We start from the raw sequence: 26,557 nt of genomic DNA on the forward strand, positions 1-26,557 counted from the left end.
TGAAATATTCATCACTTTTTTTGCTTGAAATCCTGTTGGGACGCCTGCACTTCGGAAGCAAGCGGCAGCCATATCGAACGCCGCGCCCCCAACAGGAGCTTTCGTGATGATTTTCACTGCACCCATGATTCGCCGTTCCAGCCAAGGTTTCCCGCGCGCCGCCGATCAGGCCTTGCAGCGCTTTCTCCAGTCCACGCTGACTCCGCCGCTCAACCGCCTGTCCGAAGCTTCGGCCTCGGCCAGCGCCGCGTTCACCGCGACCCAGGACGAGCATGCGACCACGCTGCAGCTCGATGTTCCCGGCGTTTCGCGCGAACAGCTGCAACTGCGCCTCGAAGGCGCGCAGGTGCACCTGACCAGCGTCGAAGGCGCGCCGCGCAAGGTGCAGCGCTCGTGGGAACTCGACCATGAGATCGATGCTGCGGCCAGCAGCGCCAAGCTCGAGCACGGCGTGCTGACGCTGCGCCTGGCCAAGCTCGCGCCGGTCGACAAGGCCGTGACCCTGAGCATCGAGTGACGTTCCGAGTCCAATAAAAAACCCGGCCAATCGGCCGGGTTTTTTATTGGGTGGCGACTCTCACTCGTGGCGCAGTGCCTCGATGGGATCGAGCCGCGCGGCGCGGCGCGCGGGAAAGTAGCCGAACACCACGCCGATTCCCGCCGAGAACACGAACGACAGCAGGTTCACGCTTACATTGAACACATAGGGCACGTCCATCACGCCGGCCAGGATCACCGAGGCGATGGTCGCCAGCGCAATGCCTATCAGCCCGCCGAGCGCGGCCAGCACCACGGCCTCGATCAGGAACTGCAGCAGCACTTCGCGCTCGAGCGCACCAATGGCCAGCCGCAGACCGATCTCGCGCGTGCGCTCGGTCACGCTGACCAGCATGATGTTCATGATGCCTATGCCGCCCACCAGCAGGCTCACGCCCGCGACCGCGCCCAGCAGCATGGTCATCACCTGGGTGGTTCCCGACAGCGTGTCGGCCAGCTGCTTGGTGTCGAGAATGTTGAAGTTGTCCTCGTCGGCCGGCGCCAGCTTGCGCAGCTCGCGCAGCAGCTGGCGCAGGCTGGCCTTGACGCGCTCGGGCTCGCTGCCGTCGGCCATCGACACCAGCAAGGTATTGATGCGCTTGGAGCCGGTGATGCGCCGCTGCAGCGTGTTGAGCGGCACCAGCACCATGTCGTCCTGGTCGTTGCCGAACGCGCCCTGGCCCTTGGAGGCCAGCACGCCAATGATCTCGCAGGAGAACTCGCGCACCCGCATCAGCTCGCCCATGGGATCGGCGTTGCCGAACAGCTCACGCTTCACGGTCGCACCTATGATGCAGACCGCCGCACCCGCGCGTATCTCCTCGGGCGTGAACTCGCGCCCCGTGGCCAGCTGCCAGTTGCCGGTCTTGAGCCATTCGTTGGTGCTGCCGATCACGCTGCTCGACCAGTTGCGCCCGCCCGCAACCACGGTGGCCGTCGCCCGCCCTTCGGCCGCGACCGCATAGATGCCGCCGATCTGCTGGGCGATCGCATCGACATAGGTGTCCTTGAACGTGGGCGCGCCGCCGCTGCCCGGGCCCATGCGCTGGCCGGGCCGGATCTGCAGCAGGTTGGTGCCCAGCCCGGAAATCTGGTTCTGCACGGCGAGGGTTGCGCCGTTGCCCAGCGTCACCATGGTGATCACCGCGCTCACGCCGATCACGATGCCCAGGATGGTCAGGAAGGAGCGCAGCAGATTGCGCCGTATCGAGCGCAGTGCCAGCAGGATGGAACTCAGAAACATCAGTGCGCCTCCGTCGGCAGGGCCAGGCCCTGCTCACGCGCCAGCACCACGGGTGCGGGGTTGAGCGTGTCGGTGTCGAGCCGCCCGTCGACAAAGCGCACGATGCGCCGGGCATAAGCCGCCATGTCGGGCTCGTGCGTGACCATCAGCACCGTGATGCCCAGGTCGGCGTTCAGGCGCCACAGCAGCTCCATGATTTCATTGCTGCGCTGGCTGTCGAGATTGCCCGTGGGCTCGTCCGCCAGCAGCACCACGGGTTCGGTGACGATGGCGCGCGCGATCGCCACGCGCTGCTGCTGCCCGCCCGAGAGTTCGGCCGGCGTATGGTGTTCCCAGCCGTTCAGACCGACGGCCGCGAGCGCCTTCTTGGCGGCCGCATGGCGCTTGGCCGTGGGCTCGCCGCGGTACAGCAGCGGCAGCTCGACGTTCTCCAGCGCCGTGGTGCGCGCGAGCAGGTGAAAGCCCTGAAACACGAAGCCGAAGAACTGGCGCCGCAGCAGCGCGCGTTCGTCGCGCGTGAGCGTTTCCACATGCGCGCCCTTGAACAGGTATTCGCCCGTGGTCGGACGGTCGAGGCAGCCCAGCATGTTCATCGCCGTCGACTTGCCCGAGCCGCTGGGGCCCATGATGGCGACGAAGTCGCCCTGGGCGATGTCCAGGTCCACGCCCTTGAGCGCCTGGAACGCAAGCCGGCCTTCGCCGTAGACCTTGGTGATGTTGCGCAGGCTGATCAGCGGGTGTTCGGCGCCGGCCGTCATTTCGTGCTCCCGGAGCGCTGGTCGGTGATCACCGCCATGCCCGGCTGCAGCGTCTCGCTGCGCACCTCGGTCATGCGGCCGTCGCTGATGCCCGTGACCACCTTGACGGCCACGGCCTTGCCCTCTTCGAGCACCCATACTTCGCGCGGCGTCTCGCCGCCATCGTTCTTGCCACCCGCCGCGCCGCCGCGGCGCTGGCCGCCGCCGCCGCCGCCGGGGCGCGGGCCGCGCGGCATCAACTGGCCCATGATGCCGCCGCCGCTGCCTTCGCGCGCCGCGGGCGCAGCGCCCGGCACCGTGGGCGTGAAGCGCAGCGCGGCGTTGGGCACCAGCAGCACGTCCTTGCGTTCGGTCGAGGTGATGGTGGCCGCTGCCGTCATGCCGGGGCGCAGGCTCAGGTCTTCATTGGCGACTTCGAGCGTGGCGATATAGGTCACCACGTTGTCGGTCTTGGTCGAGCCGTAGGCGACGCGCGTCACGCGCGCCGGATAGGTGCGCGACGGGTAGGCGCTGACCGTGAACGTCGCCTTCTGTTCGGGCTGCACAGTGCCCACATCGGCTTCGTCCACGCTCACTTCGAGCTTGAGGCGCGACAGGTCTTCGGCCAGCGTGAACAGCGTCACGGCCTGCAGCGAAGCGGCCACGGCATTGCCGGGATCGACAGCGCGCGTCAGCACCACGCCGTCGATGGGCGAAGTGATCGAGGCCTTGGACAGATTGGTCTGGTCGGTGGACAGCGCGGCGCGCGCGTCCTGCACCGACGCGGCAGCGGCCTGCTCGTCGGCGACCGCGCGCTCCAGCGTGGCGCGGCCGGTGTCGAGTTCCGCGGCCGACGGCACCTTGCCGCCGGACAGGCGCGCGACTTCCTCGAGCCGGCCCAGATTGGCCCGCGCTTCCTTGGTCGTCGCCCGCGCCTGCGCCTGGCGCGCCTGGGCCGAAGCCAGCGAGGCGCTCGAACGCGCGACCTGGGCGCTGAGCTTGGCGGTGTCGAGCTCGACCAGCACCTGATCCTTCTTCACGCGGTCATTCACATCGACGCGCACATTGCGCACCGTGCCCGACAGTTCACTGCCGATATTCACCTGGCGCGTGGGCACCAGCGTGCCGTTGGCCGCGACCGTGAGGCGCAGATTGCCGCGCTTGACTTCCTGGCTCACGTACTGCGGCAGCGCGCGCGCGGCCTTCACGGACTGCCAGTAGGCCAGGCCCGCGCCCGCGGCAACCAGCACCGCCACGCCGGCCCAGACGGAAGTACGGCGCCACCAGGGGCGCGACACCGTGGCGCCGAGCAGCGCTTCCTTGCTGGTGGTGGCTTGGGATTCTTTGTTGTTGTTCATATGCGGGATCCGTCGGTGATTCAATTCGTGGCCGGCGCGGCGGCACTGCTTTCGGCGCCGCCGGGCGTCCAGCCGCCGCCCAGGGCCTTGTACAGCCGTACATGGTCGGCCGTGAGCGTGGCCTGGGCGCTGGCGAGGCTGTCCTGCGAGGACAGCTGGGTGCGCTGGGTTTCGAGCACGGTCTGGAAGTCGACCAGGCCGCTGCTGTAGCGCTGCTGCGCGAGCAGCGCGGCATTGGCGGCGGCTTGCGCTGCGACGCGCAATTGTTCCAGCCGCAGGCCGTCGCCCTGCAGCGCGGCCAGTGCGTCTTCGACTTCCTGCAGCGCCGTGAGCACGGTGGCTGCGTAGTTCAGCCGCGACTGCTCCAGGCCGGCTTCCTGCACGCGTACCTGGGCGCGCGCCGCGCCGCCATCGAGCAGCGGCACCGAAATGCTGCCCAGCAGCGAACTCACCACCGAGCCGCCCTGGGTCAAGGCGCCCAGCGTCAATGCGCGCAGGCCCAGCGAGCCGCCGAGGCGAAAGCTGGGGTAGCGCGCGGCATCGGCCTGCGACACGCGCGCCAGCGCGGCCGCCACACGCGCTTCGGCGGCAATCACATCGGGGCGCTGGCGCAGCGTCTCAGCGGGAATCTGGAGCGCCAGCGCATCGGGCGCCTGGGGCACGCGCGCCACGGCGGCGAGCTGGGCGTCGAGCGCCGCCGGGTTCTGGCCCGTGAGCACGGCCAGCGCATGGCGCGTCTGCGCGAGACTGGCCTCGAGCGCCGGCACCTGGGCCGCGGTCTGCGCGGCCGCGGCCCGCGCCTGCTCGGTGGCCAGCGAGGTGGTCAGTCCGGCCTGCATGCGCCAGTCGGTGATCTGCAGCGTTTCCTGCTGGCTCGCGAGGTTGCTGCGCGCAATCGCCAGGCGTTGCTGCAGATTGCGCAGTTCGATATAGCTGAGCGCCACTTCGGCCGCGAGCGACACGCGCGCGCCTTCGAGCGTGGCCTGGGCCGTGCGCACATCGGCGTCGCCGGCCGCGACGCCGCTGGCAATGCGCCCGAACACATCGATTTCCCAGCTTGCATCGAGGCCCGTGGAAAAACTGTTGCCCGTGGAATTGCCCGAGCGCGAGCGCTGGGCCGAGCCCGAGCCGTCCAGCGAGGGCGACAGCCCGGCGGCAGTCACATCGCGCTGGGCGCGCGCCTGGCGCAGCGCGGCCTGGGTCGCGGCCAGCGAAGGGTTGGCCTGCAGCGCCTGCTCGACCAAGCCGGTCAGTTGGGCATCGCCCAGGCCTTGCCACCAGCGGGCCAGCGATTGCGGATCGGCATCGGGGGCATAGACCAGATGGCCGGGCGACCAGGTAGCGGGCACGCTCAGCGCCGGCAGGCCAGCGCTGGGCGGCTGCGACGTAGCGCAGCCGGCGAGCGCCAGGGCCACCAGCGCCGCAGCCAGCGCCGCGCCGGGCCGGCGCGCGGCAAGAGGATTGTTCTGCAAAGTCAGGGTAGGCATGGCAACCATTGTGCCGCCCGCCCTTGTCAGCCCGGCTTCGGGCGCGTGAAGTTTTTGTAAATCGCCCGCCGCGCTCAGGCGAGCGAGTCCAGCGGCCAGCGCGGCTTCACATCGAACGCGTACTCGGCGGCCGGCTGCTCGCGGCCCGACTGTATGCGCATGGCCGCTGCCATGGCGATCATCGCGCCGTTGTCGGTGCACAGGTGCAGCTCGGGATAGTGAACCCGCACCTTCATCTTCGCGCAGGCTGCATTGAGCTGGGCGCGCAGCAGGCGGTTGGCGCCCACGCCGCCGGCAACCACCACGCGCTGCATGCCGGTCTGCTTGAGCGCGGCCAGCGTCTTCTTGACCAGCACATCGACGATCGCGGCTTCGGTGCTCGCGGCCAGATCGGCCTTGCGCGCGGGCAGGTCGTCGCCGAGCTTCTTGGCCTGGGTCAGCACCGCGGTCTTGAGGCCCGCGAACGAAAAATCGAGGTCGCCGCTGTGCAGCAGCGGGCGCGGCAGCTTGAACGCCAGCGGGTCGCCTTCCTGCGCCAGCTTCGACAGCGCGGGACCGCCCGGATAGCCCAGGCCCATCAGCTTGGCCGACTTGTCGAAGGCTTCGCCCGCGGCATCGTCAATCGTTTCGCCCAGGATCTCATAGGCGCCCACGCCATCGACGCGCATCAGCTGCGTGTGGCCGCCCGACACCAGCAGCGCGACGAACGGAAACGTAGGCGGGTCCTGGCTGAGGAACGGCGACAGCAGATGGCCTTCGAGGTGGTGTATGCCCAGCACGGGTTTGCCCAGAGCCGCGCCCAGAGCGCAGGCCACGCCCGCGCCGACCAGCAGCGCACCGGCCAGGCCAGGGCCGCGCGTGAATGCCACGACATCGACATCGGCGAGCTTCTTGCCCGACTCGGCCAGCACGGCTTCGGTCAGCGGCAGCACGCGGCGGATATGGTCGCGGCTGGCGAGTTCGGGCACCACGCCACCATAGGCCTGGTGCATTTCGATCTGGCTGTGCAAGGCATGCGACAGCAGCGTGGGCACGGCCGCGCCCTCCGATGGATCCTGCAGGCGCACCAAGGCCACGCCGGTTTCATCGCACGAAGATTCAATACCCAGTATCAGCAAGCTCATGGGCTGAAGTGTAGAACTCCTTGGGGCCGCCGCGCGCCCGGGCGCGCAAATGGCCCTGCAGCTCAGCCGCGCTGGCCCGAAATGTAGTGCTCGAGCTGGTCGATGGTGAACTGCTGCTCGGAAATGATGGCCTTCACCAGGTCACCAATGGAGACCAGACCGATCAGCTGGTTCTGCGCATCGAGCACCGGCAGATGGCGTATGCGCTGGCGTGTCATCAGCGCCATGCATTCCTCGCAGGTCTGCGCCGCGTCCACGCAATGCACCGATGCCGTCATGACTTCACGCACCGGCGTGGTCGCCGAATTGCGGCCCTGGAGCACGATCTTGCGCGCATAGTCGCGTTCGGTGACGATGCCAGCGATATGGCCGGGCTGGGAGCCGTCCAGCACCATCAATGCACCTATGCGGTGTTCGGCCATGCGCTGCAGCGCCTCAAGCATGGAGTCTTCGGGGCCCACGGAATGCACTTCGGCGCTTCCCTTGGCCCGCAGGATGTCTGCAACAGTCGTCATACCCGGCTCCTGAAGTCGAACAAGCATGACCAGTGTCGGTGCAGCCGGGCGGCAATGCAATAACCAAAACCACCCGGACGAGAAAAAATCCTGGCGCGCAGGCCAGCTTCAGCGGCGGCCGCCGAGAAAACCCGCGCCGAGCTTGAACAGGTCGCCCATATCGAGCTTGCCGTCGCCGTTCTGATCGAGCAGCCCGGACAGCAGATCGCCCGCGGCGCCGCCCTGCTGCTGCACCTGGGCCTTTTCCTGGCCCAGCACCTGGCCCAGGCCGCCGGCGTCCAGCCCGCCCGACTGCACGCGCTGGGCGAGAAACGCCATCACGATGGGCGCGAGGATCTGCAGCAGTTGGCCGGCATTGGCGCCCAGGCCCGTAGCCTGGGCCAGTCCGGTCTCCGCCTGCTGCTGCTTGCCGCCGAAGATATGGCCCAGGATCGATGCGCCATCGGGCGCCTGCGACTGGCCCGCGCCGCCGCCCAGCAGGCCACCGAGCATTCCGCCCAGCATGTCGCCCAGGCCATTGCCGGCGGCAGCGCCTGCATGGTCGCGCTGCAGCGCGCCGAACAGATCCATCGCGCCTTGCGGCTGGGTGGCATTGCTGCCCAGCGCTCCCAGCAGCATGGGCAAGGCCGTGCCCACCGCCTGCTCGGTTTCCGCCGGGCCCATGCCCAGCTGCTGCGCCATGCTTTGCATGGGCGCGCCCTGGAGCTGGCCCAGCAGTTCGTTGGTCAAGGAGTTCGAGGAATTCATGGTGCGGTTCCTTCGCGCCATGCCCTACGGCGCGGCGCATGCGTCAACAAAAAAGATCTTCAGCGGCATGGTATGCGCAAAACCGCCAGGAAAAAGCCCTCACCCGACAACCCGGCACCTGGAATGGAATTGTTCACAATTCGCGCCCTGCGCCAGGCCTGCGGCTTGCGCGATTTCTCCGGCACGGGCTTTCTTCGCGCACCTATCCAAAGACCCGCTCACTTCCGAACCACGGCGCTCCGGTAGCGATACAGCATGGCGTATGGGCTAGCGAGGAACGGCCATGAACCAACATTTGCACCGCGTCATTTTCAACCGCGCACGCGGACTATGGATAGCCGTGCAGGAGACCGCCACCGGCGGCCATGGCGGCTTGTCCAGCAGCGCGCTTCCTGTCGCTGCCGCACTGTGCCTGCTGCTCGCCGCGCCCGGCGGCCTGGCGCAGATCATCGCCGACCCATCGGCGCCCGGCCGCGAACGCCCCATGGTGATCAACGCCGCCAACGGCACGCCTGCCGTGCAGATCCAGACGCCTTCCGCCGCAGGCGTAAGCCGCAACCGCTATCAGCAGTTCGACATCGGCCAGCGCGGCGAGCGCGGCGCCATTCTCAACAACAGCCGCACGCCGGTGCAAAGCCAGATCGGCGGCTGGGTGCCGGGCAATCCCTGGCTCGCGAACGGCAGCGCCAAGGTCATCGTCAACGAAGTCCAGTCGGCCGCGCAGTCGCGGCTCGCGGGCACGCTCGAAGTCGCGGGCCAGCGCGCCGACGTGATCGTGGCCAATCCTTCGGGGCTGCTCGTAAACGGGCTGTCGCTGATCAATGCCGCCGGCCTGACGCTGACGACAGGAGCGCCGCGCTATGACGCAGGCGGCAATCTCGAGGGATTCAGCGTGCGCGGCGGTGCGGTCCATATCGAAGGCCATGGCTTCGACGCAGGCCAGGCCGACTATGCCCAGGTGCTCGCGCGCGCGATCGCGCTCAATGCGGGCCTCTGGGGCCGGGACCTGCGTGTGGTCACAGGCATCAATGAGCTTTCCGCGGACGGCGCGGTGCAAGCAAGCACTCCCAACGGCGCGCAGGACAAACCGCTGTTTGCGCTGGATGTTGCGCATCTGGGCGGCATGTATGCGCACAAGATCACGCTGATAGGCACCGAGGCCGGACTGGGCGTGCGCAATGCAGGGATTCTGGCGGCCACGACCGGCCCATTCATGCTGTCCGCCGATGGCAGGTTGAGCAATTCGGGCGTGATCGCGAGCCAGGGCCCGGGCGCAGACCTGGAGATCTCGGCCAGAGCAATCGACAATCGCGGCACGCTGGCCGCCCAGCGTCTGGACCTCACGGCCGCGCGCCTGGACAATGCGGGCCGGATAGTCCAGACCGGTGCGCAACTGCTGGAGATCAGCAGCCTCGCCGTGTCCAACCTGGGCGAAAATGCGCTGCTCGGCGCGCCTGCTCCACCCGCAGCGGGGCCAGCGCCTGGGGTCCACGCAGCGCCTGAGCCCACGGCGCCGGCCGATGCGGCCCTGCGCCGCGGCAGGATCCACGTCTCGCAGCGGCTGGAAAACACCGGCGAACTGCTTGCCAGCGGCGCGGCCGACGTCAAGGCCATCCACTCCTTTGTCAACAGCGGTTCGGCCGATCTGCGTGAGCTGCACAGCGAAGGCCTGCTCGATAACCGCAAGGGCGCCTTGCAGCTGCAACGCCTTACGGGCGCGCAGACGTCGGTGCTGAACACGCAAGGCACGCTGTTCGTCGCCACCGATCTGCGCTTCGTGGCGCGTCACATCGACAACACCGGCGGCGTGCTGCGCAGTGCGCAATCCCTGTTCGCAGAGGTGCCCACCATCACCAACGACGCCGGCACCTTCAGCGCCGCCGGGGGGCTGCATCTCAACACCGGCGCGTTGAGCAACAGAGGCGGCACGCTCCTGACCGCTGGCGCGGCGAATCCGCTGCACATCACCAGCGCCACGGGCATCGACAACAGCGAAGGCGGCTGGATCCAGTCCGGCGGCGATCTGCAGCTGTTTGCCGGCGATGCGCCCATCAACAACCAGCGCGGGATGATCAATGCCACGCGTGATCTGCTGATCGAGAGCCGCGGGCCGGTCGACAACCGCCAGGGTCAGCTGCAAGCGGGCAGCGCATTGACGCTGCGCGATACCGGCGTGGCCCAGGGAACGGCGTTTGATCAGGCCACGCAGACGCTGTCCAACGAAGGCGGCCAGATCTTCTCCGCCAACGCCCTGTATATCCGCAACCAGGCTGTCACGGGGGCCGGCCGCCTCGATGCGCTGGGCGACCTGACGCTGGAGCAGGCCAGGGACCTCACCCACCAGGGAACGATGTCGGCCAACGGCAAGCTGAAAATCGAAATTGACGGAAAGATGAACAACCAGGGCCGGCTGCTTGGCGGCACGGCCACCGAGATCGTGGGTACGCAGATCGACAATCAGCATGGCGCCGAGATCAGCGCCCGCCAGGGCACAACGGCCATCCGGGCCAGCCAGGGCATTGCCAACCGCGGGCTGATCGATGGACAGGACACGCGCCTCGATGCCCACAGCGTCGACAACATCGGCACCGGCCGCATCTACGGCGACCATCTGTCCATTGCGGCCAAGCGGCTGGAAAACCGCCCTGACCATGCCGAGGGCAGCACGCCTGTGATCGCCGCGCGCCAGGACCTGGATCTGGGCGTGCCGCTGGTGATCAATGCGGACGGTGCAACGCTGCAAAGCCTGGGCGACATGCGAATGGGCGAAAGCCTCGATGCCCGGCGCCATGCCGTCGGACGCGGCCAATTGCTGAACAACACCGGAGCGCGCATCGATGCCCAGGGCAACATGAAGCTCGAAATGCGCGTCATCAACAACCTGAATGCCGGCGTGGAGACCGCGTCGCTGGCAGACGTGGAAAAAAGGGCTGGTGGCGACCTGATTGCGCTCGAGGGCAAGGAGCCGGAAAGCGCCGCGCTCTACAGGGAAGTGCAGCCGGGAACATTCGTGCCATTTTCTGCGAGCAAGGGGGGATTCGAACCCGACATGCCCATTCCCGGCTCGAAGTCCGACGGGCGGATGTTCAAGCCTGTCTTTCCAGACAAGTTCCTGAGCACGCTGCCCCCGGCATTCATCAGAACGGCAACGTCGAACAAGTACGGCGAAGACTTTCCGAAAGACATTCATCTGCAGCTGGAGCCCGAGGGCTCGCCACGCTTTGCCGAATTCGGCATTGCGCGCCCCAAAGACTACACCGCCACCGCACCCCTGCCCTGGAACTTTGGCGCCATCCTCAATGAGGCCGGCCGCGCCGAATGGCAAAGCGATGCCGACAGGAAGGCTTTCGAAGCAGCGCAGGTCTCGTACCAGAAGTCCATCAATGCCGCGATGCAGCTCCATGCCGCCATTCTGGAGGTCATCGAGAAGAACAACCAGACACTGGACAGCGCGCGCATCTACACCAGGATTTTCAATGTCACTCAGACCATCCATAGGGACAGAGTCACAAAGACCCTGCCCGCGCGCATAGAGGCCGGCGGCAACCTCGATTTCGCCACCAGCCAGGTGAACAACATCGACTCCACGGTGACCGCAGGGGGCCGCATCGATGGCCAGCAACCCCGCAACCAGGCCAGCAAGGGCAAGCAGAAAACGCTGACCCAGGGCGACGCCATACGCTACAACTGGAAGTTCGACGGCGGGGGCCACGGTCACCAGAGTCTGTACAACTCGCCGCAGCAGCCCTACAGCGCCACGGCTGTCGGCACTTTCGACCTGCCCACCGTGGTCTTCAGGCAGTACCACCCTCGCGGCCCGTCCACGCGCCTCGACGCCAACCCCAACACCAGCGACAACGCACAACGGCCGACGCCGGTAGTGCAGGAACACGCGACCGAATCCGGTCTGCTGGCCCGCACGCTGCAAGCGCGTGAGGCCCTGCCGCAAAGCGCTCTTTATGTACTGCACCCGGCCAGCGCCATTCAGCCGCTGATAGAAACCGATCCCGCATTCACGCGCGGCCAGCCATGGACTTCGTCGGACCAGATGCTCGAGGCACTGGACGCTTCGCCTGCCGCCACGCAAGAAAACGGACATCAACAGCCGCAGGCAGTGCCATCCACAGACCCGCCTTTGGCCGTGGGCCATCGGCGTGGCGATGCGCCCTTGCGCGACCGGCTGCAAAAGCGCCTGGGCGATGGTTTCTACGAACAGCAACTGGTGCAGCAGCAGGTGGGCCAGCTCACGGGCCGGCGCTTTCTGGGCGACTATCGCAGCAACGATGCGCAATACCAGGCGCTGCTGCAAAGCGGTACGACCTTTGCCAAGGCCCACGGACTGCGCCCCGGCGTGGCGCTGAGCGCCGCGCAGATGGCCAAGCTCACCAGCGACATGGTCTGGCTGGTCGAGCAGGACGTGACCCTGCCCGATGGCACGGTGCAGACGGTGCTGGTGCCCAAGGTCTATGTGGTTGCCAGGCCAGGCGATCTCGATGCGCGCGCAGCGCTGGTCAGCGCCGACGCCATCGTCTTCGAGACCGACAAGGATGCATTCAACAGCGCCACCATTGCGGGCCGCAGGCTGGTGAAAATCACCGCACACGACATCAACAACGTGGCCGGCAACATCGCCGGCAACGTGGTGGGGCTGCATGCCAGGCGCGATATCAATGTGGAAGGTGGAACCATCTCGGCCACAGAAGCCCTGCTGGCACATGCCGAGCGCGACATCCATGCGGCCTCGACCGCGCGCAGCCCCTTGGACGGGGGCGACACCAAGGTCGATCAGGTCGCGGCCTTCGTGCTTCGTCCAGGTACCACGGACAAGCCTGCCGCGCCTGTCGACGGCGCCGAGCCGCCATCGGGTCTCCATCTGACCGCAGGCAGAGACATCAGCCTCGACGCTGTGCAAATCGCAAACGCCGTAGAAGGCAGCGCAAGCTCCGTGATCGCGCAGCGCAATGTCAACCTCGGCACTGTGACCACCACCCACGACGCGAGTGTCACCTGGGACCCGAAGAATCATCTGTTTGTGCAAGGCAGCAAGGAAGTCGGCACGCAAATCCATACCCGGGGCCTGACGCATATCCTGGCGCGCAACGACATCAACGCGCGCGCCGCGCAGGTGCAGAGCGGCGGGCATCTGCGGGTCGATGCGGCGCGCAACGTCAACATCACGGCCGGCCAGACCACGCGCGCGCTCGATGACGCGTATTTCAGCCGACGTTCGGGATTGCTGGGCTCGAGCAGCACAACCCATGCCCACCGGGTCGAAGCCACGGGCACACAGGCCAGCAACTTCGGCGGCCAGACGGTGCACATCAAGGCCGGCCAGGGTATCTCCGTCATTGCCAGCAATGTGCTGTCGGACGCACACACCAAACTGGAAGCCAAAGGCAATGTGAGCATTCTGGCGGCGCCGGAAACATCCAGTCAGCAAAGCCACCACCAAAGCAAGCGCAGCGGCGTGTTCGGCAGCGGCGGGCTGGGCGTCACGATAGGCAGCCAAAGTCAGAGCACGGATCAGCGCGTGACACGCACGGCCAGCGCGCCCTCCACCGTGGGCAGCGTCCTGGGCAATGTAGAAATCACTGCGGGCAATGCCTATCGCCAGATCGGCAGCGACCTGTTCGCGCCTGAAGGTGATGTCAAGGTGCAGGCCAAGGGCATCGAGATCACCGGCATCCCCGAGACCGAGCAAGGCGCAACGCGCAGCCAATCCCGGCAAAGCGGCCTGACCGTCTCGCTGTCATCGCCCGTGATAGGCATTGCGCAGACCGCCTCCAGCCTCGCCGATGCGGCCGGCAGGACCAGCGACAGCCGCATGCAGGCACTGGCCGCGGGCGCGGCCGCGCTCAATGTCTATACCCAGCAGGATGTGCTGAGAGGGCTGGCCGAAGGCAAGGGTTCCGGCCTGAACATCCACCTCACGCTGGGCAGCAGCAGGAGCCAAAGCGAACGCTCCTGGACCCGCAGCACCTTGCGCCAGAGCCAGGTGGTGGCCGGCGGCAATGTGAGCCTGGAGGCCACGGGCGCCGGCAAGCAAAGCAATCTCCTGATCCAGGACAGCCGGGTCCATGCGGGCAAGAAGGCAACGCTGATATCCGACAACCGCATCGACTTGCTGACCACGCCGGGCACCTACAGCGAATCGAGCAGCAACAGCAGCCGCAGCGCGGGATTCGGATTCTCGTTGGGTGCCAGCGGTCCCGCCATCAGCGCCAGCGGCAGCAAGGGCCAAGGCCGCAGCCGCAGCGAAGAACAGACCCATGCAAAAACCCTGGTCTCGGGCGGCGAAGGCGTGGACTTCCATGCGGGCGGCGACATGCTGATGCGCGAGGCCGTGATCAGCGCCCCAAAAGTGCTGGGGCGCGTGGGCGGAAATCTGATCATTGAAAGCCTGCAGGACAGCGCGCGGTTCGAGGGCCGGCAAAGCAGTGCCAGCGGCTCGATCGGGCTTGGTATCGGCTTCGCCGCAGGCAGCGCCGGATTGAGCCGCAGCCGCGCCCGCGGCGACTTCGCCAGCACGGGCACGCCGGCCGGCATCCAAGCCGGAGACGATGGTTTTGACCTTGAAGTCAAAGGCAAGACCGTGCTCAAAGGCGCAGTGATCGCCAGCACCCAGGATGCGATCGACAACCAACGCAACCGCCTGGTCACCAGAACGCTCATCACCAGCGACATAGAAAACCGCAGCGACTTCGAGGCCAGCGGCTTCAATCTTTCGGGCGGAATCACATCAGGCGGCCAGAAACAGGGCCAGGCCGCCGGCAGCGATACCGTGACCGATCCCGAAAAATGGTCGGCGCAAAACCTGGGTCGTCCAGGCACAGGCGCGGCCGCCGCAGGCGTAAGCCGTGACCACCGCAGCCAACGCAGCATCACGCGCAGCGGCGTGAGCCCCGGCGCAATCGTCATCACCGACGAAGCCGCCCAACTCGCCCAAACCGGCCAGACCGCCGATGAAACCGTCGCCAGCCTCCACCGCGATGTGCGCACCAACGATGCAAATCCCGGACTCACCAAGAAATGGGATGGATCGCAGTTGATACAGGAGCAGGCGGCCAATGCGGAAATTGCGGCGGCGTTTGGGCAGCAGGCGAGCCAGGCCATCGCTAAATATTCTCAGGACAAAGCACGAAATCTACGGCAACAAGCACAGCTGGCTGCGGGGGATGAGCGAAAACAAAAACTGCTCTTGAACGAAGCTCAAAAATGGGATGAAGGGGGCTCCTACCGAGTAGCCCTACATACGGCAGCGGGTGGTCTGGGAGGGGGGTTACCCGGGGCTGTGGGAGCTGCCAGTGCAGCGAGCGTCGCACCACTGCTTGAAAAACTTCAGGACGGACTGGCCAAAGGTCTGGAGAACTCAGGCACTAGCCCAGATTTTGCAAAAACTGCCTCGCAAGCCATGACGGAAATCGCCGCAGCCGCCCTTGGATATATGACTAGCGGCGGAAATCCGATAGGTGCCGCAACAGCATTTACTACGGATGCGAACAATCGGTCACTGCATTTAACAGAAGCCAAAAAGCTCGCCGAACTTAAAGTCGGAAAAACCGCCAATGAACAAGACCGGCTGGATGCAGCAGCTTGTGCATTGGTTCGCTGTGCAGATGGCATACCTTTGGATGATCCCCTTTACGGAAAACTAAGGGCAATGCAGCTCGAAGGACAGTCGTACGAGGAAGAGAAAATCTCACTCCTCAAGACAGGTGAATTCCTTTATCAACCCTATCTTGACCGGGCGCGCGACTTTATAACAAAACATGGGGAAGCTCAACAACGCTTGAGTGGCGCAGTAAATCTAGTAGCAGGCACCATCGGATCCGAAGCAGGAGTCGCAATGGCCGTAGGCGGCGGGCTAGGTTGCGCGCCAAGTGCGGGAGTCAGTTGCGTTCTTGTTCCGATAGGTGTTTACCTAGCAGCCGCATCCAATCAACAGGCAACTGAGGGCCTCAAGTCCGCACTCAAAGAATATCAACCCAAAGAGGGAAGACACACAATTGCATCGTTTAATCCGAACAATCACCCCGGAGATCGCTACCCGTTCTCAGAGGTAGGCATTGGTACTGTTGAAATAGGTGTGGCGATCGCCGCAAGAAAAACCATCTCAAGAATACCAGCAAGAGCGGATGAATTAAAATCTTCATCAAAAAAATCCTCTGCAGGAGAATACGTTCCCGAAACGGGTAAACCGGCAATACAACGTGATATCGATGGAGACTTCCAGACTTTGGGTTTATCAAATGTAGAGCCCATGAATTTTCCAGACGGTGTGAAAATGGTTAAAAAATTACAGAAAACTGGTTTTACAGAGGAAGAGTCTATAGACATAGCGAGACAATTTATAAACTCCGGAAAAACGCCACCTGTAGCCACACCTTTGGAAAATTATGAAAAGTTGGTAAAAGTAGTTCCTGCGGGGGGAAAGCCTAGCACCACCACAGGTTATTGGATGCGCGAAAAAGAACTAGAAATACTAATAAAAAGTCCTTCCACGATTTCTGACAAACTCGGATTGCCGCCAGGAATGCAGGCGGATATTTTTGACATCTACCAAATAAATTCTACCCAAGGTACATTAGTTTTTGAAAGTAAAATTGCAAAGACCACAGTAAACAACATCCCAAACGGTTCTGGAGGAGCAATGCAAATAATTGTTGTTGACAGGACAGAATTTACGATTCCGGTAAAAACAGGAACAATCAACACTAAAAGGTAAAATTTATATGCCAATACATAAACTAGTTGAACTAAATGGGAAGCATGGTGGCTGGCTTGAAATTGACCCAATAAAAACCAAACGCGTTGCTAGTGATTTCAAGAAATGGCTGCTCACCATCGATCCCAATCATGACCCATTTCTTTTCCTCAAATATGATTTACCACTTGTGGATGCCGTATTAAACAATCAAGTCAGCCTTCCTTACAAAGGAAATCGCCCTCATACCAGAGCATTAGGAGAAGGATTGTTACCAAGAGAATACACAATAATATCGGCCCCTTTTTACAACACCATTTTTGGCGCTCTATACGCACCTCCAGAAGTCATAATGAAAGACGATAAATATTATGCCTGGACAGAATTCGAGGACCCCGAATAAATAGTTCACCACAAATTCAGCCACCTACCTTGGCGGTTTACAGAACCAATGAGCCCCCCAAAAAAAAATATGGGGATTTTGAAAAATATACAAAATACTGATTCACACAGAATTAGTGTAAGCACAACAATATAATCTGACGAATTTTAAAAAAATCACTTATAACCACACCTCTCTAATCCATGGATAATTAATGGAATTGAAATAATAAAATCAACCTCAACAAAGTGAAAAAATAATCAATCACATACAATTCTTGCTCGAATGATCCTGCTACTAGAAGCCGGAAATTTTCCCAACTGGGTCGCGACTTTGGAAAAGATAAAAATAGACTTCGATAAAAATCCCAAAGAAAAATCATTGGAACTTCTTTCAATGTAGCGAGGCGCAGGATCTTTAAATGACATCGTATTCCATAAAAACGGGAAAGCATTAATCTCCGAAAACACTGAGTTTGACGAACTCAGAATTCGCCTTTTCGATATTTGTAAAAGTTTCATTTAATTTCGTTGGCCAGGCATGTCGTGCCTTCGGTCGTCCGATTGACCTCAAAGATGCTTGGATGCGCCACTTGGGGACCACTGCGACACCGGGTTGTATCCGCCCAACCACCATATAACCAAAAGTTCTAAAAAATGCCCGAAAATAACGCTACCAACCAATCCAGGTAGCGACTCATGGGCATCAGCCACTACATCAAAGACATAGGCCGCGGCGCGCGGGGCGCGCGTGCGGTGACGCGCGTGCAGGCGCAGGATCTGCTGGGCCAGGTGCTTGACGGCCAGGTCACCGATCTGGAGATCGGGGCGTTCTGCATTGCGATGCGGATCAAGGGCGAGTCGGCCGACGAGATGGGCGGATTTCTCGATGCGCTGCATGCGCGCAGCCGCAAGTTCGCTGCGAGCACCCGTCCGACCGTGGTGCTGCCCAGCTACAACGGCGCGCGCCGCCTGCCGGTACTGACACCCTTGCTGGCGCTGCTGCTGGCGCGCGAAGGCCTGCCGGTGCTGCTGCACGGCATGCGCACCGAGGCGCGCCGGGTGCTGGCCAGCGATGTGCTGGAAGCGCTGGGCATCCCTGCCACGCATGCACCGCAGGACGTGTCGGTCGAGCTGCCTGCCATTGCGGCGGGAACGATCGCGCACATCGCGACGGGAGAGCTGCAGCCCGGCCTGGCCCGGCTGCTCGCGGTGCGCGAGGTGATAGGCCTGCGCAACCCCGGACACAGCGCCGCCAAGCTGTATATCCCTTGCGCCGGCCCCAGTGTGCTGGTAACGAGCTATACCCATCCAGAATACGCGAGCATGCTGCAGGAATGCCTGCAGGCCCAGGGCGCAAGCGCGCTGCTGTCGCGCGGGCTGGAAGGTGAGGTGGTGGCCGATCCGCGTCGCTCACCGCGCTACGACGGCTTTTTGCATGGCGCGCACCGCGTGCTGCAGGAGCAGCAGCCCGGAACCGCCAGTGAAGTCGCGGGCCTGCCCGAAGCCATCGATGTCGCGACCACGGCCGATTACACTCGCCGCGTGCTTGCGGGCGAACTGCCCGTGCCCGAAGCGATTGCCCAGCAGGTCGCGTTTATTTTGCAAATCGTGCAGGCGCTGGAAGCCGCACCCGAATCGACACCACGGCGCCCAGCGTCAGACGGAGTTCAGCCATGAACCACTCCTCCTCTTCCCGGCCCGCAGGCCGCTGCACCCTGGTCGGCGCCGGTCCGGGCGACCCGGAACTGCTGACCATCAAGGCCTTGAAGGCCATCCAGGCCGCAAGCGTGCTGCTGGTCGATGACCTGGTCAGCGATGCCATCGTCGCCCATGCATCTCCCACGGCGCGCATCGTCTATGTGGGCAAGCGCGGCGGCTGCAAGAGCACGCCCCAGGCGTTCATTGAAAAGCTGATGCTGCAGGCCGTGCTGGACGGCGACGACGTGGTGCGGCTCAAGGGCGGCGACCCGTTCATTTTTGGCCGCGGCGGCGAAGAGGTCGAGCATCTGCGTGCGGCGGGCATTGAAGTCGAGATCGTCAACGGCATCACCGCCGGCCTCGCCGGCCTGACTTCACTGGGCGCGCCGCTCACGCACCGCGCGCATGCACGCGGCGTGGTGTTCATTACCGGCCATGCCAAGCCCGGTGCCGACGACACCGACTGGGTGCAGCTCGCCACCACGGCACATGCCTTGCGCCTGACCCTGGTGATCTACATGGGAATGCGCGGCGCCGCGCATATCCAGCAAGGCCTGCTGCAGGGCCTGCCGCCGCAGACGCCCGTGGCCGTGATCCAGCACGCCACCCTGCCCGGCCAGCGCCATGCGGTCACCACGCTGGCGACAATGCAGGCCACCATAGACGCCGAGAAGCTCGCCAGCCCCAGCGTGATCGTGGTCGGCGACGTGGTGCAGGGCGTGGCGGCCTGGGCGGCCGCGCCTGCGCAGGCACAGCACGCGGCTTGAGCCGCTGCGTTGGAGGCTTGAACGCGAGGCTGAATTTCCCTGCCGGGCACTTGCAGCCTGTGCCTCACACGCACTTCGACAAGCTCAGTGCGAACGGTCGACCGGCCGCTGTGCGGCGTCAGATGGTTTCGGCTGCCGCTGCCTGGCGCACCTGCTCGTAGCGCTCGGCCTGTTCCTTGCGGATCTGCTTGCGCAGCACGGCCGCGCCCCAGCGGCGGCGTTCGTCGTAGTTCGCCGGCTTGAGCGGCGGCACGGCCACGGTCTTGCGGTCGTCGTCCACGGCCACCATGGTGAAGAAGCAGCTGTTGACATGGCGCACGCTCTGGTTGCGGATGTCTTCGGCGACCACTTTGATGCCCACTTCCATCGACGAGGTACCGGTGTGGTTGACGCTCGCCAGGAAGGTCACCAGTTCGCCCACATGGATGGGCTGCAGGAACATCACCTGGTCCACGCTCAGAGTCACGACATAGCGGCCCGCATAGCGGCTGGCGCAGGCGTAGGCGACCTGGTCCAGCTGCTTGAGAATCGCACCGCCGTGCACGTTGCCGGAGAAATTGGCCATGTCGGGCGACATCAGCACCGTCATGCTGAGTTGGTGTGCAGGTTGGTTCATGGCGGCGATTGTAAAAAGATGGCGAACCAGCGGCCGTTCGCGGGCTATTTGCCAGCCCCGGGGCAAGCGCGCGCGGCTCGGGGACAATGCGCGCTGGCCCGCGGCGCTGCTCCCAGCGTTGCGCCCACCCGCGCCCTAGGCGCCCCGACCTGCCCTGCCTGCCTGTGACCACCCCTCTTTCCTACGACGCCATCATTCTCGGCGCCGGCGCTGCCGGCCTTTTCTGCGCAGCCCAGGCGGGCCAGCGCGGCCTCAAGGTGCTGCTCATCGACCATGCCGAAAAAGTCGCCGAGAAGATCCGCATTTCGGGCGGCGGGCGCTGCAATTTCACCAACCGCGAACTTGATGTGCGCCAGCCGCACAAGCATTTCGTCGGCCGCAATCCGCAGTTCTGCCGCTCGGCGCTGTCGCGCTTCACGCCCGCGGATTTCATTGCGCTGATGGACCGCCACGGCATTGCCCACCATGAAAAGCACAAGGGCCAGCTGTTTGCCGACCGCTCGGCCGAAGACATCATCGCCATGCTGCTGGCCGAATGCGCGCTGGGCGGCGTCGAGCGCTGGCAGCCGTGCAAGGTGGGCAGCGTCTCGCATGACGCGAACGGCTACCTGCTGGCCACGGACCGCGGCCCGGTGCGTGCCCCCAACCTGGTCATTGCCACCGGCGGGCTGTCGATTCCCAAGATCGGTGCCACCGACTTCGGCTACCGCCTGGCCCAGCAGTTCGGCCTGCCGCTGATCGAGCGCACTCCCGGCCTGGTGCCGCTGACCTTCGACGGCGCGGCCTGGGAGCCCTATGCGCAGCTGTCTGGCCTGGCGCTGCCCGTGGAGATCAGCACCGGCAGCAAGAAGGAGCGCATGGCGTTCAATGAAGACCTGCTGTTCACCCACCGCGGACTGTCGGGCCCGGCCGTGCTGCAGATCTCGAGCTACTGGCAGCCGGGCACGCCGCTGTCCATCAACCTTGCTCCCAATGTGGATTTGTCCGCAGCCCTGGCCCAGGCCAAATTGCGCTCGCGCAAGCTGATCGCCAACGAACTCGCCACCTGGCTGCCCAGCCGTTTGGCCGATGCCTGGGTGGCCCAGGACGCCGAGCTGCAGCGCCCCATCGCCGAAGCTTCGGACAAGGCCTTGAACCGCCTCGCCGAGCGCCTGAGCCGCTGGGAAATCACGCCCAACGGCTCGGAAGGCTACAAGAAAGCCGAAGTCACGCTGGGCGGTGTAGACACCAAGGTGCTGTCGCAGCAGAGCATGGAGTGCAGGACCCAGCCCGGACTGTTCTGCATTGGCGAGGTGGTCGACATCACGGGCTGGCTCGGCGGCTACAACTTCCAGTGGGCCTGGGCCAGCGCGCATGCCTGTGCGAATTCCTTGCAGCCGGCTGTAACTGGTCTATAATCCTTGGCTTTGCTGGCAATGCCCCGTCGGCCAATACTAGTTATAGACGGGGAACAACCGCCGCACATGGCGCACAGGCTCGATCTCCTTTGCTCCCGCTGTCGGCAACAAATATTTGGAAACATTAGCTAATGACCACCATCCGCGTAAAAGAAAACGAACCCTATGACGTCGCTCTGCGTCGCTTCAAGCGCACGATCGAAAAGCTCGGCCTGCTGACCGACCTGCGCGCTCGCGAGTTCTACGAGAAGCCCACTTCCGAGCGCAAGCGCAAGAAGGCAGCCGCCGTGAAGCGTCACTACAAGCGCGTTCGCAGCATGCAGCTGCCCAAGAAGCTGTACTAAGCTCAAGCCGGCCTTCAAAAGCCGCAAACCCGCGCTCGGGACGCCAGGCGCGGGTTTTTTGTTTTCCGATTTCCGATTTCCACTTTCAGGAGCTATGCCATGAGCCTCAAAGACCAGATTACCGAAGACATGAAGACCGCCATGCGCGCCAAGGACAGCGAGCGCCTGGGCACCATCCGCATGCTGATGGCGGCCATGAAGCAAAAGGAAGTCGATGAGCGCGTGGTGCTCGACGACGTGGCCATCATCGCCATCGTCGACAAGCTGATCAAGCAGCGCAAGGACAGCATTGCCGCCTTCGAGACCGCCGATCGCCAGGATCTGGTCGACAAGGAAAAAGCCGAGCTCGAAGTGCTCAAGGTCTACCTGCCCCAGCGCATGTCGGCCGAAGAAGTCACTGCCGCCGTGCAGGCCATCGTTGCCGAACTCGGCGCCAAGGGCCCGGGCGACATGGGCAAGGTGATGGGCGCGGTCAAGACCGCGCTCGCAGGCAAGGCCGACATGGGCCAGGTGTCCGCCGCCGTGAAGGCCGCGCTGGCCGGCTGAAACGCCACGCCCCATGCAAAAGAGCGCCCGAGGGCGCTCTTTTTTGTCTATGCGGTTTGTTCCGGGGGCTGCGCGCCATGCAAAAGAGCGTTCTCGGGCACTCTTTTCTGTCTACGCGGTTTGCTCCGGGGGCTGCGCCCCCGGCGCGACCCGCGCAGCGGCGGAGCGTGGGGGCATCAATTAACTGCCCGCGACCTTCATGCGGTTGATCAGCATCGAGCCCACGGTCTTGGCGCCGTAGTTGTAGGCGTCGGAGCCAATGGCCTCGATGCCCTTGAACATGGTCTTGAGGTTGCCGGCAATGGTGATTTCATGCACGGGAAAAGCGATTTCGCCGTTCTCGACCCAGAAGCCGCTGGCGCCGCGCGAGTAATCACCGGTCACGTAGTTCACGCCCTGGCCCATCAGCTCGATCACGAACAGGCCCGTGCCCAGCTTCTTGAGCATGGCATCGAGGTCGTCGCCTTCGCGTGTGAGGCGCGAGCTCATCACCAGGTTGTGCGAGCCGCCCGAGTTGCCGGTGGTCTTCATGCCCAGCTTGCGCGCCGAGTAGCTCGACAGGAAGTAGCCTTGCACGCGGCCGGCATCGATCACCTTGCGCGGCTGCACGCGCACGCCTTCCTCGTCGAACGGCGAGCTGCCCTTGCCGCGCAGGATGAACGGGTCTTCAAGCACATCGATGTGCTTGGGGAACACCGGCTTGCCCAGCGAGTCGAGCAGGAAGCTGGTCTTGCGGTAGAGCGCGCCGCCGCTGACCGCGTGCACGAAGCTGCCCAGCAGGCCCGAGGCCAGCGTGGATTCAAACAGCACGGGGCATTCGGTGGTCGGGATCTTGCGGCTGCCCAGGCGGCTCAACGCGCGCTGCGCGGCGTAGCGGCCGACTTCGGCGGGCGAGGCCAGCTCGGAAGCGGCGCGCATCGAGCTGTACCAGGCATCGCGCTGCATTTCGGCGTTGCGCCCGGGCAGCGAAGCGATGGGCGCGACCGACAGGCTGTGGCGCGAGCTCGCATAGCCGCCGCGAAAGCCGTTGGAATGGGCGCTGAAGAAATGGCTTTGCTGGGCCGAGACGCCCGCGCCTTCGCTGTTGGTGATGCGCTTGTGCGTCTTGAGCGCCGCGGCTTCGCATTCCATGGCGATGGCGGCGGCCTCTTCGCTGGTGATGGCCCAGGGGTGGAACAGGTCGAGATCGCGGTGCGTGCCGGGTTCGGCGATGTCGGCGGCATCGGGCAGACCGCCCGTGGGGTCTTCTGCGGTGAAGCGCGCGATGTCGTACGCGGCCTGCACGGTCTGGGCAATCGCGGCGTCGGAGAAGTCGGAGGTGCTGGCATTGCCGCGGCGGTTGCCCAGGTAGACCGTCACGCCCAGCGACTTGTCGCGGTTGCGCTCCACGGTCTCCAGGGCGCCCTTGCGCACGCTCACCGACAGGCCGCAGCCCTCGGAGGCTTCGGCGCCGGCGTCGGTGGCGCCGAGCTTCTTGGCATGCACCAAGGCACGGTCCACGAGGTCTTCAAAGAAGGGGCGGCTGTAGCTGAAGCCGGAATCGGCCTGCGTTGCGGCGGTGCTTACGGAGCGGGGGCGGGGTTTTTTCATAGCGACAGCTATGATACTTGCCACTGCGATGCGCCCTGCATTGCCATCCTATTGCCCCCTACCATGTCACGCAAACCAAAAAAAGGCTACTTCGTAAAAGGCCAGTTCGTTGCCGAAGGCAGCGAACTCGACCTTGAACTCAAGGCCGAACTCAAAGGAACCTGGGACTCCAGCCGTACCGATATGAAGCGCGAAAGCGACGCGCTGCAAAAGCTCGGCGAAGACCTGCTGAACCTGCGCAGCGATCTGCTTGCGCGCCTGCAGCTGTCCGACAAGCTGCTCGACGCGCTGGCCGAAGCGCGCCGCATCACCAACTTCGAAGGCAAGCGCCGCCAGATGCAATACATCGGCAAGATCATGCGCAAGCTCGAGGAGCCGCTGGTGGCCGCGATTCATGCGGCCATGGAAGAGCAGCGCAGCGGCTCGCCCACCGAGAAGCTCACGGTGCTGCAGGCCGAGCAATGGCGCGAGCGCCTGATGGCCGATGACGGCGCGCTGGCCGAATGGCTGGACAGCTTCCCGGCAACCGACTCGCAGCAGATCCGCGCGCTGATCCGCCAGGCGCGCAAGGACGTTCCGGCCGGCACGCCCGCCGCTGCCGAACCCGTCGAAGAAGGCACGCCCAGCGCGCCGCGCAAGGTCAGCCGCGCCTACCGCGATCTGTTTGCGCTGCTGCGCGAGCAGCTCTCGGGCAGCAATGGTTTTCGCGGCGCGGTAACGCCTGCGGCGCCCGCAGCCGATGACGACAGCGATGACTGAGAACGCCGCAGCCTGCGACGCAGTGCGCATTGGCATCGTGTCGGTCAGCGACCGCGCAAGCAGCGGCGTCTACGTCGACCAGGGCCTGCCCGCGCTGCAGGACTGGCTGGGCCGCGCGCTGCGCAACCCGGTCACTTTCGAGTCGCGGCTGATTCCCGACGAGCAGGAACAGATCAGCCAGGCGCTGATCGAGCTGGTCGACGCGGGCTGCTGCCTGGTGCTCACTACGGGCGGCACGGGCCCGGCGCTGCGCGACGTGACGCCCGAAGCCACGCTGGCCATTGCCGACAAGGAAATGCCGGGCTTTGGCGAGCAGATGCGCCAGATCAGCCTGCGCTTCGTGCCCACGGCCATCCTGTCGCGCCAGGTGGCGGTGATCCGCGGCCAGAGCCTGGTCATCAACCTGCCGGGCCAGCCCAAGGCCATTGCGCAGACGCTCGAAGGCCTCAAGGATGCCGACGGCAAGAGCCTGGTTCCCGGCATCTTCGCGGCCGTGCCTTACTGCATCGATCTGCTGGGCGGCCCCTACCTCGAGACGCGCAGCGAAGTCTGCGACGCCTTCCGGCCCAAGAGCGCACAGCGCGCGCCGTCGGCACGCTGACCGCACCGAGCGCCTCCACCGAGGCGCTTTTTCTTTCTACTGTTTGCCCGCCGGCCAGCTCACCCTGGCCGCTGCCGTTTCCGGCCTGTTACCCGCTCTATGTCCCAATTGAAACTCACCCTGATGCTGGCGCTGTTCACCATGCTCGGCCCGCTGGGGATAGACACCTATCTTCCTTCGTTCCACGCCATCGCCCAGGAATTCGCGGTGGACGCCACGGTGGTGCAGCAGACGCTGAGCGTCTATGTGCTGGGCCTGGCGGTGATGATGCTGGTCTACGGCACGCTCTCCGATGCGATAGGCCGGCGCCGCGTGATGCTGTTCACCGTGACCGGCTTCGGCCTGGTGTCGCTGCTGGCCGCGCTGTCGCCGAGCATTGAGACGCTGATCGCGCTGCGCGCCGCCCAGGGCGTGATGGCCGGCGCAGGCATGGTGGTGTCGCGCGCGATGGTGCAGGACCGCTACCACGGCGCCCAGGCGCAGCGCATGATGGCGATGATCATGGTGGTGTTCGGCCTGGCGCCCGCGCTCGCACCCATTCTGGGCGGCTGGCTGCAGCTGCATGGCGGCTGGCGCGCGTCGTTCGGGTTTCTGGCGCTGTTTGCGCTGCTGCTGCTGGCCACCGCCTGGCGCGGCCTGCCCGAGACGCTGGCGCAGGAAAAGCGCACGCCGCTGGCCTGGCGGCCGATCGCGCGCAACTACCTCACTGCGATCCGTCACCGACCGTTTCGCCGCATGCTGCTGGCCATAGGCCTGATGGGCTCGGGCATGGCGGTCTACATCGCCTCGGCCGCGGAGTTCGTCATCACGCTGCTGGGCCAGGACGAGACCGGCTTTGGCTGGCTGTTCATTCCACTGGTGGGCGGCGGCATGCTGGGCTCGGTGATCAGCACCGTGCTGGCGTCGCGGCTGTCGCCCGCCCGCCAGAAGCAGATCGGCTTCACGATCATGGCGCTGGCCTGCACCATCAACGTGGGCTACAACGCGCTGTTCACTGCCACCCTGCCCTGGGCCGTACTGCCGATCGCGCTGTACACGCTGTCCTGGTCGCTGATCAGCCCGCTGGTGGTGCTGCAGGCCGTGGGCTTCTTTCCGACGATGCGCGGCCTGGCGTCTTCGCTGCAGGGCTTTGTGCAGATGATGCTGTTTGCGCTGATCACGTCCGCGCTGGTGCCGCTGCTGTTCCACAGCGCGCTGTGGCTGGCGCTGGGCCATGCGGCGCTGATCGTCAGCGGAATGACGCTTTGGTACTTCTGCGCGCGCGAGCACCACGGCTGACGCACAGGACGCAGGCCGCGCCGTCATAAAGCGGCAAGAGAGTGTCATCTGGTTTACACAGACTGTAACTAGCATGTGACAAACCGCCCGCAAGCCGAGGTCACCTCCGGCGCTGCGGGCCTGCT

20 protein-coding genes are annotated in these 26,557 nt (G+C 64.5%); 11 read left to right on the forward strand and 9 right to left on the reverse strand.

The window, feature by feature from the left end; all coding sequences use genetic code 11:
* The first annotated feature begins 106 nt into the window (after positions 1 to 106).
* Complete coding sequence (locus ACSVDO_RS15405; RefSeq protein ID WP_489593221.1) at positions 107 to 517, forward strand: Hsp20/alpha crystallin family protein; 411 nt, start codon at positions 107 to 109, stop codon at positions 515 to 517.
* 60 nt (positions 518 to 577) lie between these two features.
* On the opposite strand, the gene ACSVDO_RS15410 is transcribed toward ACSVDO_RS15405, so the two are convergent.
* The 7 genes from ACSVDO_RS15410 to ACSVDO_RS15440 all read right to left on the reverse strand — a co-directional run bounded on the left by ACSVDO_RS15410 (position 578) and on the right by ACSVDO_RS15440 (position 7,748).
* A complete protein-coding gene (locus ACSVDO_RS15410) occupies positions 578 to 1,780 on the reverse strand; it encodes an ABC transporter permease (protein WP_332538333.1) in 1,203 nt (400 codons plus the stop codon).
* Positions 1,780 to 2,538 carry an ABC transporter ATP-binding protein gene (locus ACSVDO_RS15415; protein ID WP_213298345.1) on the reverse strand — a complete coding sequence of 253 codons (759 nt, stop codon included), beginning with the start codon at positions 2,536 to 2,538 and terminating at the stop codon, positions 1,780 to 1,782. Before ACSVDO_RS15415 ends, ACSVDO_RS15410 begins: the two co-directional genes overlap by 1 nt.
* Positions 2,535 to 3,875: an efflux RND transporter periplasmic adaptor subunit gene (locus ACSVDO_RS15420; RefSeq protein WP_489593223.1), complete on the reverse strand. Its 1,341-nt coding sequence runs from the start codon at positions 3,873 to 3,875 to the stop codon at positions 2,535 to 2,537. Before ACSVDO_RS15420 ends, ACSVDO_RS15415 begins: the two co-directional genes overlap by 4 nt.
* 20 nt (positions 3,876 to 3,895) lie before the next feature.
* Complete coding sequence (locus tag ACSVDO_RS15425) at positions 3,896 to 5,362, reverse strand: efflux transporter outer membrane subunit (RefSeq protein WP_489593225.1); 1,467 nt, start codon at positions 5,360 to 5,362, stop codon at positions 3,896 to 3,898.
* Between the two features lie 74 nt (positions 5,363 to 5,436).
* On the reverse strand, positions 5,437 to 6,486 hold the full coding sequence (gene tsaD / locus ACSVDO_RS15430; RefSeq protein ID WP_332538329.1) for a tRNA (adenosine(37)-N6)-threonylcarbamoyltransferase complex transferase subunit TsaD: 1,050 nt from the start codon (positions 6,484 to 6,486) through the stop codon (positions 5,437 to 5,439).
* A gap of 62 nt (positions 6,487 to 6,548) precedes the next feature.
* A complete protein-coding gene (locus ACSVDO_RS15435; RefSeq protein WP_332538328.1) occupies positions 6,549 to 7,001 on the reverse strand; it encodes a CBS domain-containing protein in 453 nt (150 codons plus the stop codon).
* A 108-nt stretch (positions 7,002 to 7,109) separates the two neighbouring features.
* Positions 7,110 to 7,748: a DUF937 domain-containing protein gene (locus ACSVDO_RS15440; RefSeq protein ID WP_332538327.1), complete on the reverse strand. Its 639-nt coding sequence runs from the start codon at positions 7,746 to 7,748 to the stop codon at positions 7,110 to 7,112.
* 295 nt (positions 7,749 to 8,043) lie between these two features.
* Between ACSVDO_RS15440 and ACSVDO_RS15445 the strand changes: the two genes are divergently transcribed.
* The 4 genes from ACSVDO_RS15445 to cobA all read left to right on the forward strand — a co-directional run bounded on the left by ACSVDO_RS15445 (position 8,044) and on the right by cobA (position 19,301).
* Positions 8,044 to 16,473 carry a two-partner secretion domain-containing protein gene (locus ACSVDO_RS15445; protein ID WP_489593228.1) on the forward strand — a complete coding sequence of 2,810 codons (8,430 nt, stop codon included), beginning with the start codon at positions 8,044 to 8,046 and terminating at the stop codon, positions 16,471 to 16,473.
* 7 nt (positions 16,474 to 16,480) lie between these two features.
* The gene (locus ACSVDO_RS15450; protein WP_489593230.1) at positions 16,481 to 16,855 is read left to right on the forward strand and encodes a hypothetical protein; all 375 of its coding nucleotides are present in this window, start codon (positions 16,481 to 16,483) and stop codon (positions 16,853 to 16,855) included.
* Between the two features lie 677 nt (positions 16,856 to 17,532).
* Positions 17,533 to 18,513 carry a DNA-binding protein YbiB gene (gene ybiB / locus ACSVDO_RS15455; RefSeq protein ID WP_489593232.1) on the forward strand — a complete coding sequence of 327 codons (981 nt, stop codon included), beginning with the start codon at positions 17,533 to 17,535 and terminating at the stop codon, positions 18,511 to 18,513.
* A complete protein-coding gene (cobA, locus tag ACSVDO_RS15460) occupies positions 18,510 to 19,301 on the forward strand; it encodes a uroporphyrinogen-III C-methyltransferase (RefSeq protein ID WP_489593233.1) in 792 nt (263 codons plus the stop codon). The genes ybiB and cobA overlap by 4 nt, the downstream gene beginning before the upstream one ends.
* Positions 19,302 to 19,419: 118 nt before the next feature.
* Here cobA and ACSVDO_RS15465 read toward each other — a convergent pair whose 3' ends face one another.
* Entirely contained in the window at positions 19,420 to 19,917 is a 498-nt protein-coding gene (locus ACSVDO_RS15465; RefSeq protein WP_332549623.1) for an acyl-CoA thioesterase, read from the reverse strand.
* Between the two features lie 164 nt (positions 19,918 to 20,081).
* Between ACSVDO_RS15465 and ACSVDO_RS15470 the strand changes: the two genes are divergently transcribed.
* The 3 genes from ACSVDO_RS15470 (at position 20,082) to ACSVDO_RS15480 (ending at position 22,204) form a co-directional block, all read left to right on the forward strand.
* Positions 20,082 to 21,314 (forward strand): BaiN/RdsA family NAD(P)/FAD-dependent oxidoreductase, encoded by a 1,233-nt coding sequence (locus ACSVDO_RS15470; RefSeq protein ID WP_489593235.1) that lies wholly within the window; start codon positions 20,082 to 20,084, stop codon positions 21,312 to 21,314.
* 131 nt (positions 21,315 to 21,445) lie between these two features.
* Positions 21,446 to 21,658 (forward strand): 30S ribosomal protein S21, encoded by a 213-nt coding sequence (gene rpsU, locus ACSVDO_RS15475; protein WP_159917519.1) that lies wholly within the window; start codon positions 21,446 to 21,448, stop codon positions 21,656 to 21,658.
* Between the two features lie 99 nt (positions 21,659 to 21,757).
* On the forward strand, positions 21,758 to 22,204 hold the full coding sequence (locus tag ACSVDO_RS15480; RefSeq protein ID WP_213298304.1) for a GatB/YqeY domain-containing protein: 447 nt from the start codon (positions 21,758 to 21,760) through the stop codon (positions 22,202 to 22,204).
* Positions 22,205 to 22,384: 180 nt separating this feature from the next.
* Here ACSVDO_RS15480 and pmbA read toward each other — a convergent pair whose 3' ends face one another.
* On the reverse strand, positions 22,385 to 23,794 hold the full coding sequence (pmbA, locus tag ACSVDO_RS15485) for a metalloprotease PmbA (protein ID WP_489593238.1): 1,410 nt from the start codon (positions 23,792 to 23,794) through the stop codon (positions 22,385 to 22,387).
* Between the two features lie 63 nt (positions 23,795 to 23,857).
* On the opposite strand from pmbA, the gene yjgA reads away from it, so the two are divergent.
* The 3 genes from yjgA to ACSVDO_RS15500 all read left to right on the forward strand — a co-directional run bounded on the left by yjgA (position 23,858) and on the right by ACSVDO_RS15500 (position 26,432).
* Positions 23,858 to 24,553, forward strand: coding sequence for a ribosome biogenesis factor YjgA (gene yjgA, locus ACSVDO_RS15490; protein ID WP_489593240.1), 696 nt, complete (start codon positions 23,858 to 23,860; stop codon positions 24,551 to 24,553).
* Entirely contained in the window at positions 24,546 to 25,154 is a 609-nt protein-coding gene (gene mog, locus ACSVDO_RS15495; RefSeq protein ID WP_332539849.1) for a molybdopterin adenylyltransferase, read from the forward strand. Before yjgA ends, mog begins: the two co-directional genes overlap by 8 nt.
* A 99-nt stretch (positions 25,155 to 25,253) precedes the next feature.
* Positions 25,254 to 26,432 (forward strand): multidrug effflux MFS transporter, encoded by a 1,179-nt coding sequence (locus ACSVDO_RS15500; RefSeq protein WP_489593242.1) that lies wholly within the window; start codon positions 25,254 to 25,256, stop codon positions 26,430 to 26,432.
* Positions 26,433 to 26,557: the final 125 nt, after the last annotated feature.

The sequence above is a fragment of the Comamonas sp. DB36 genome (assembly GCF_057914905.1).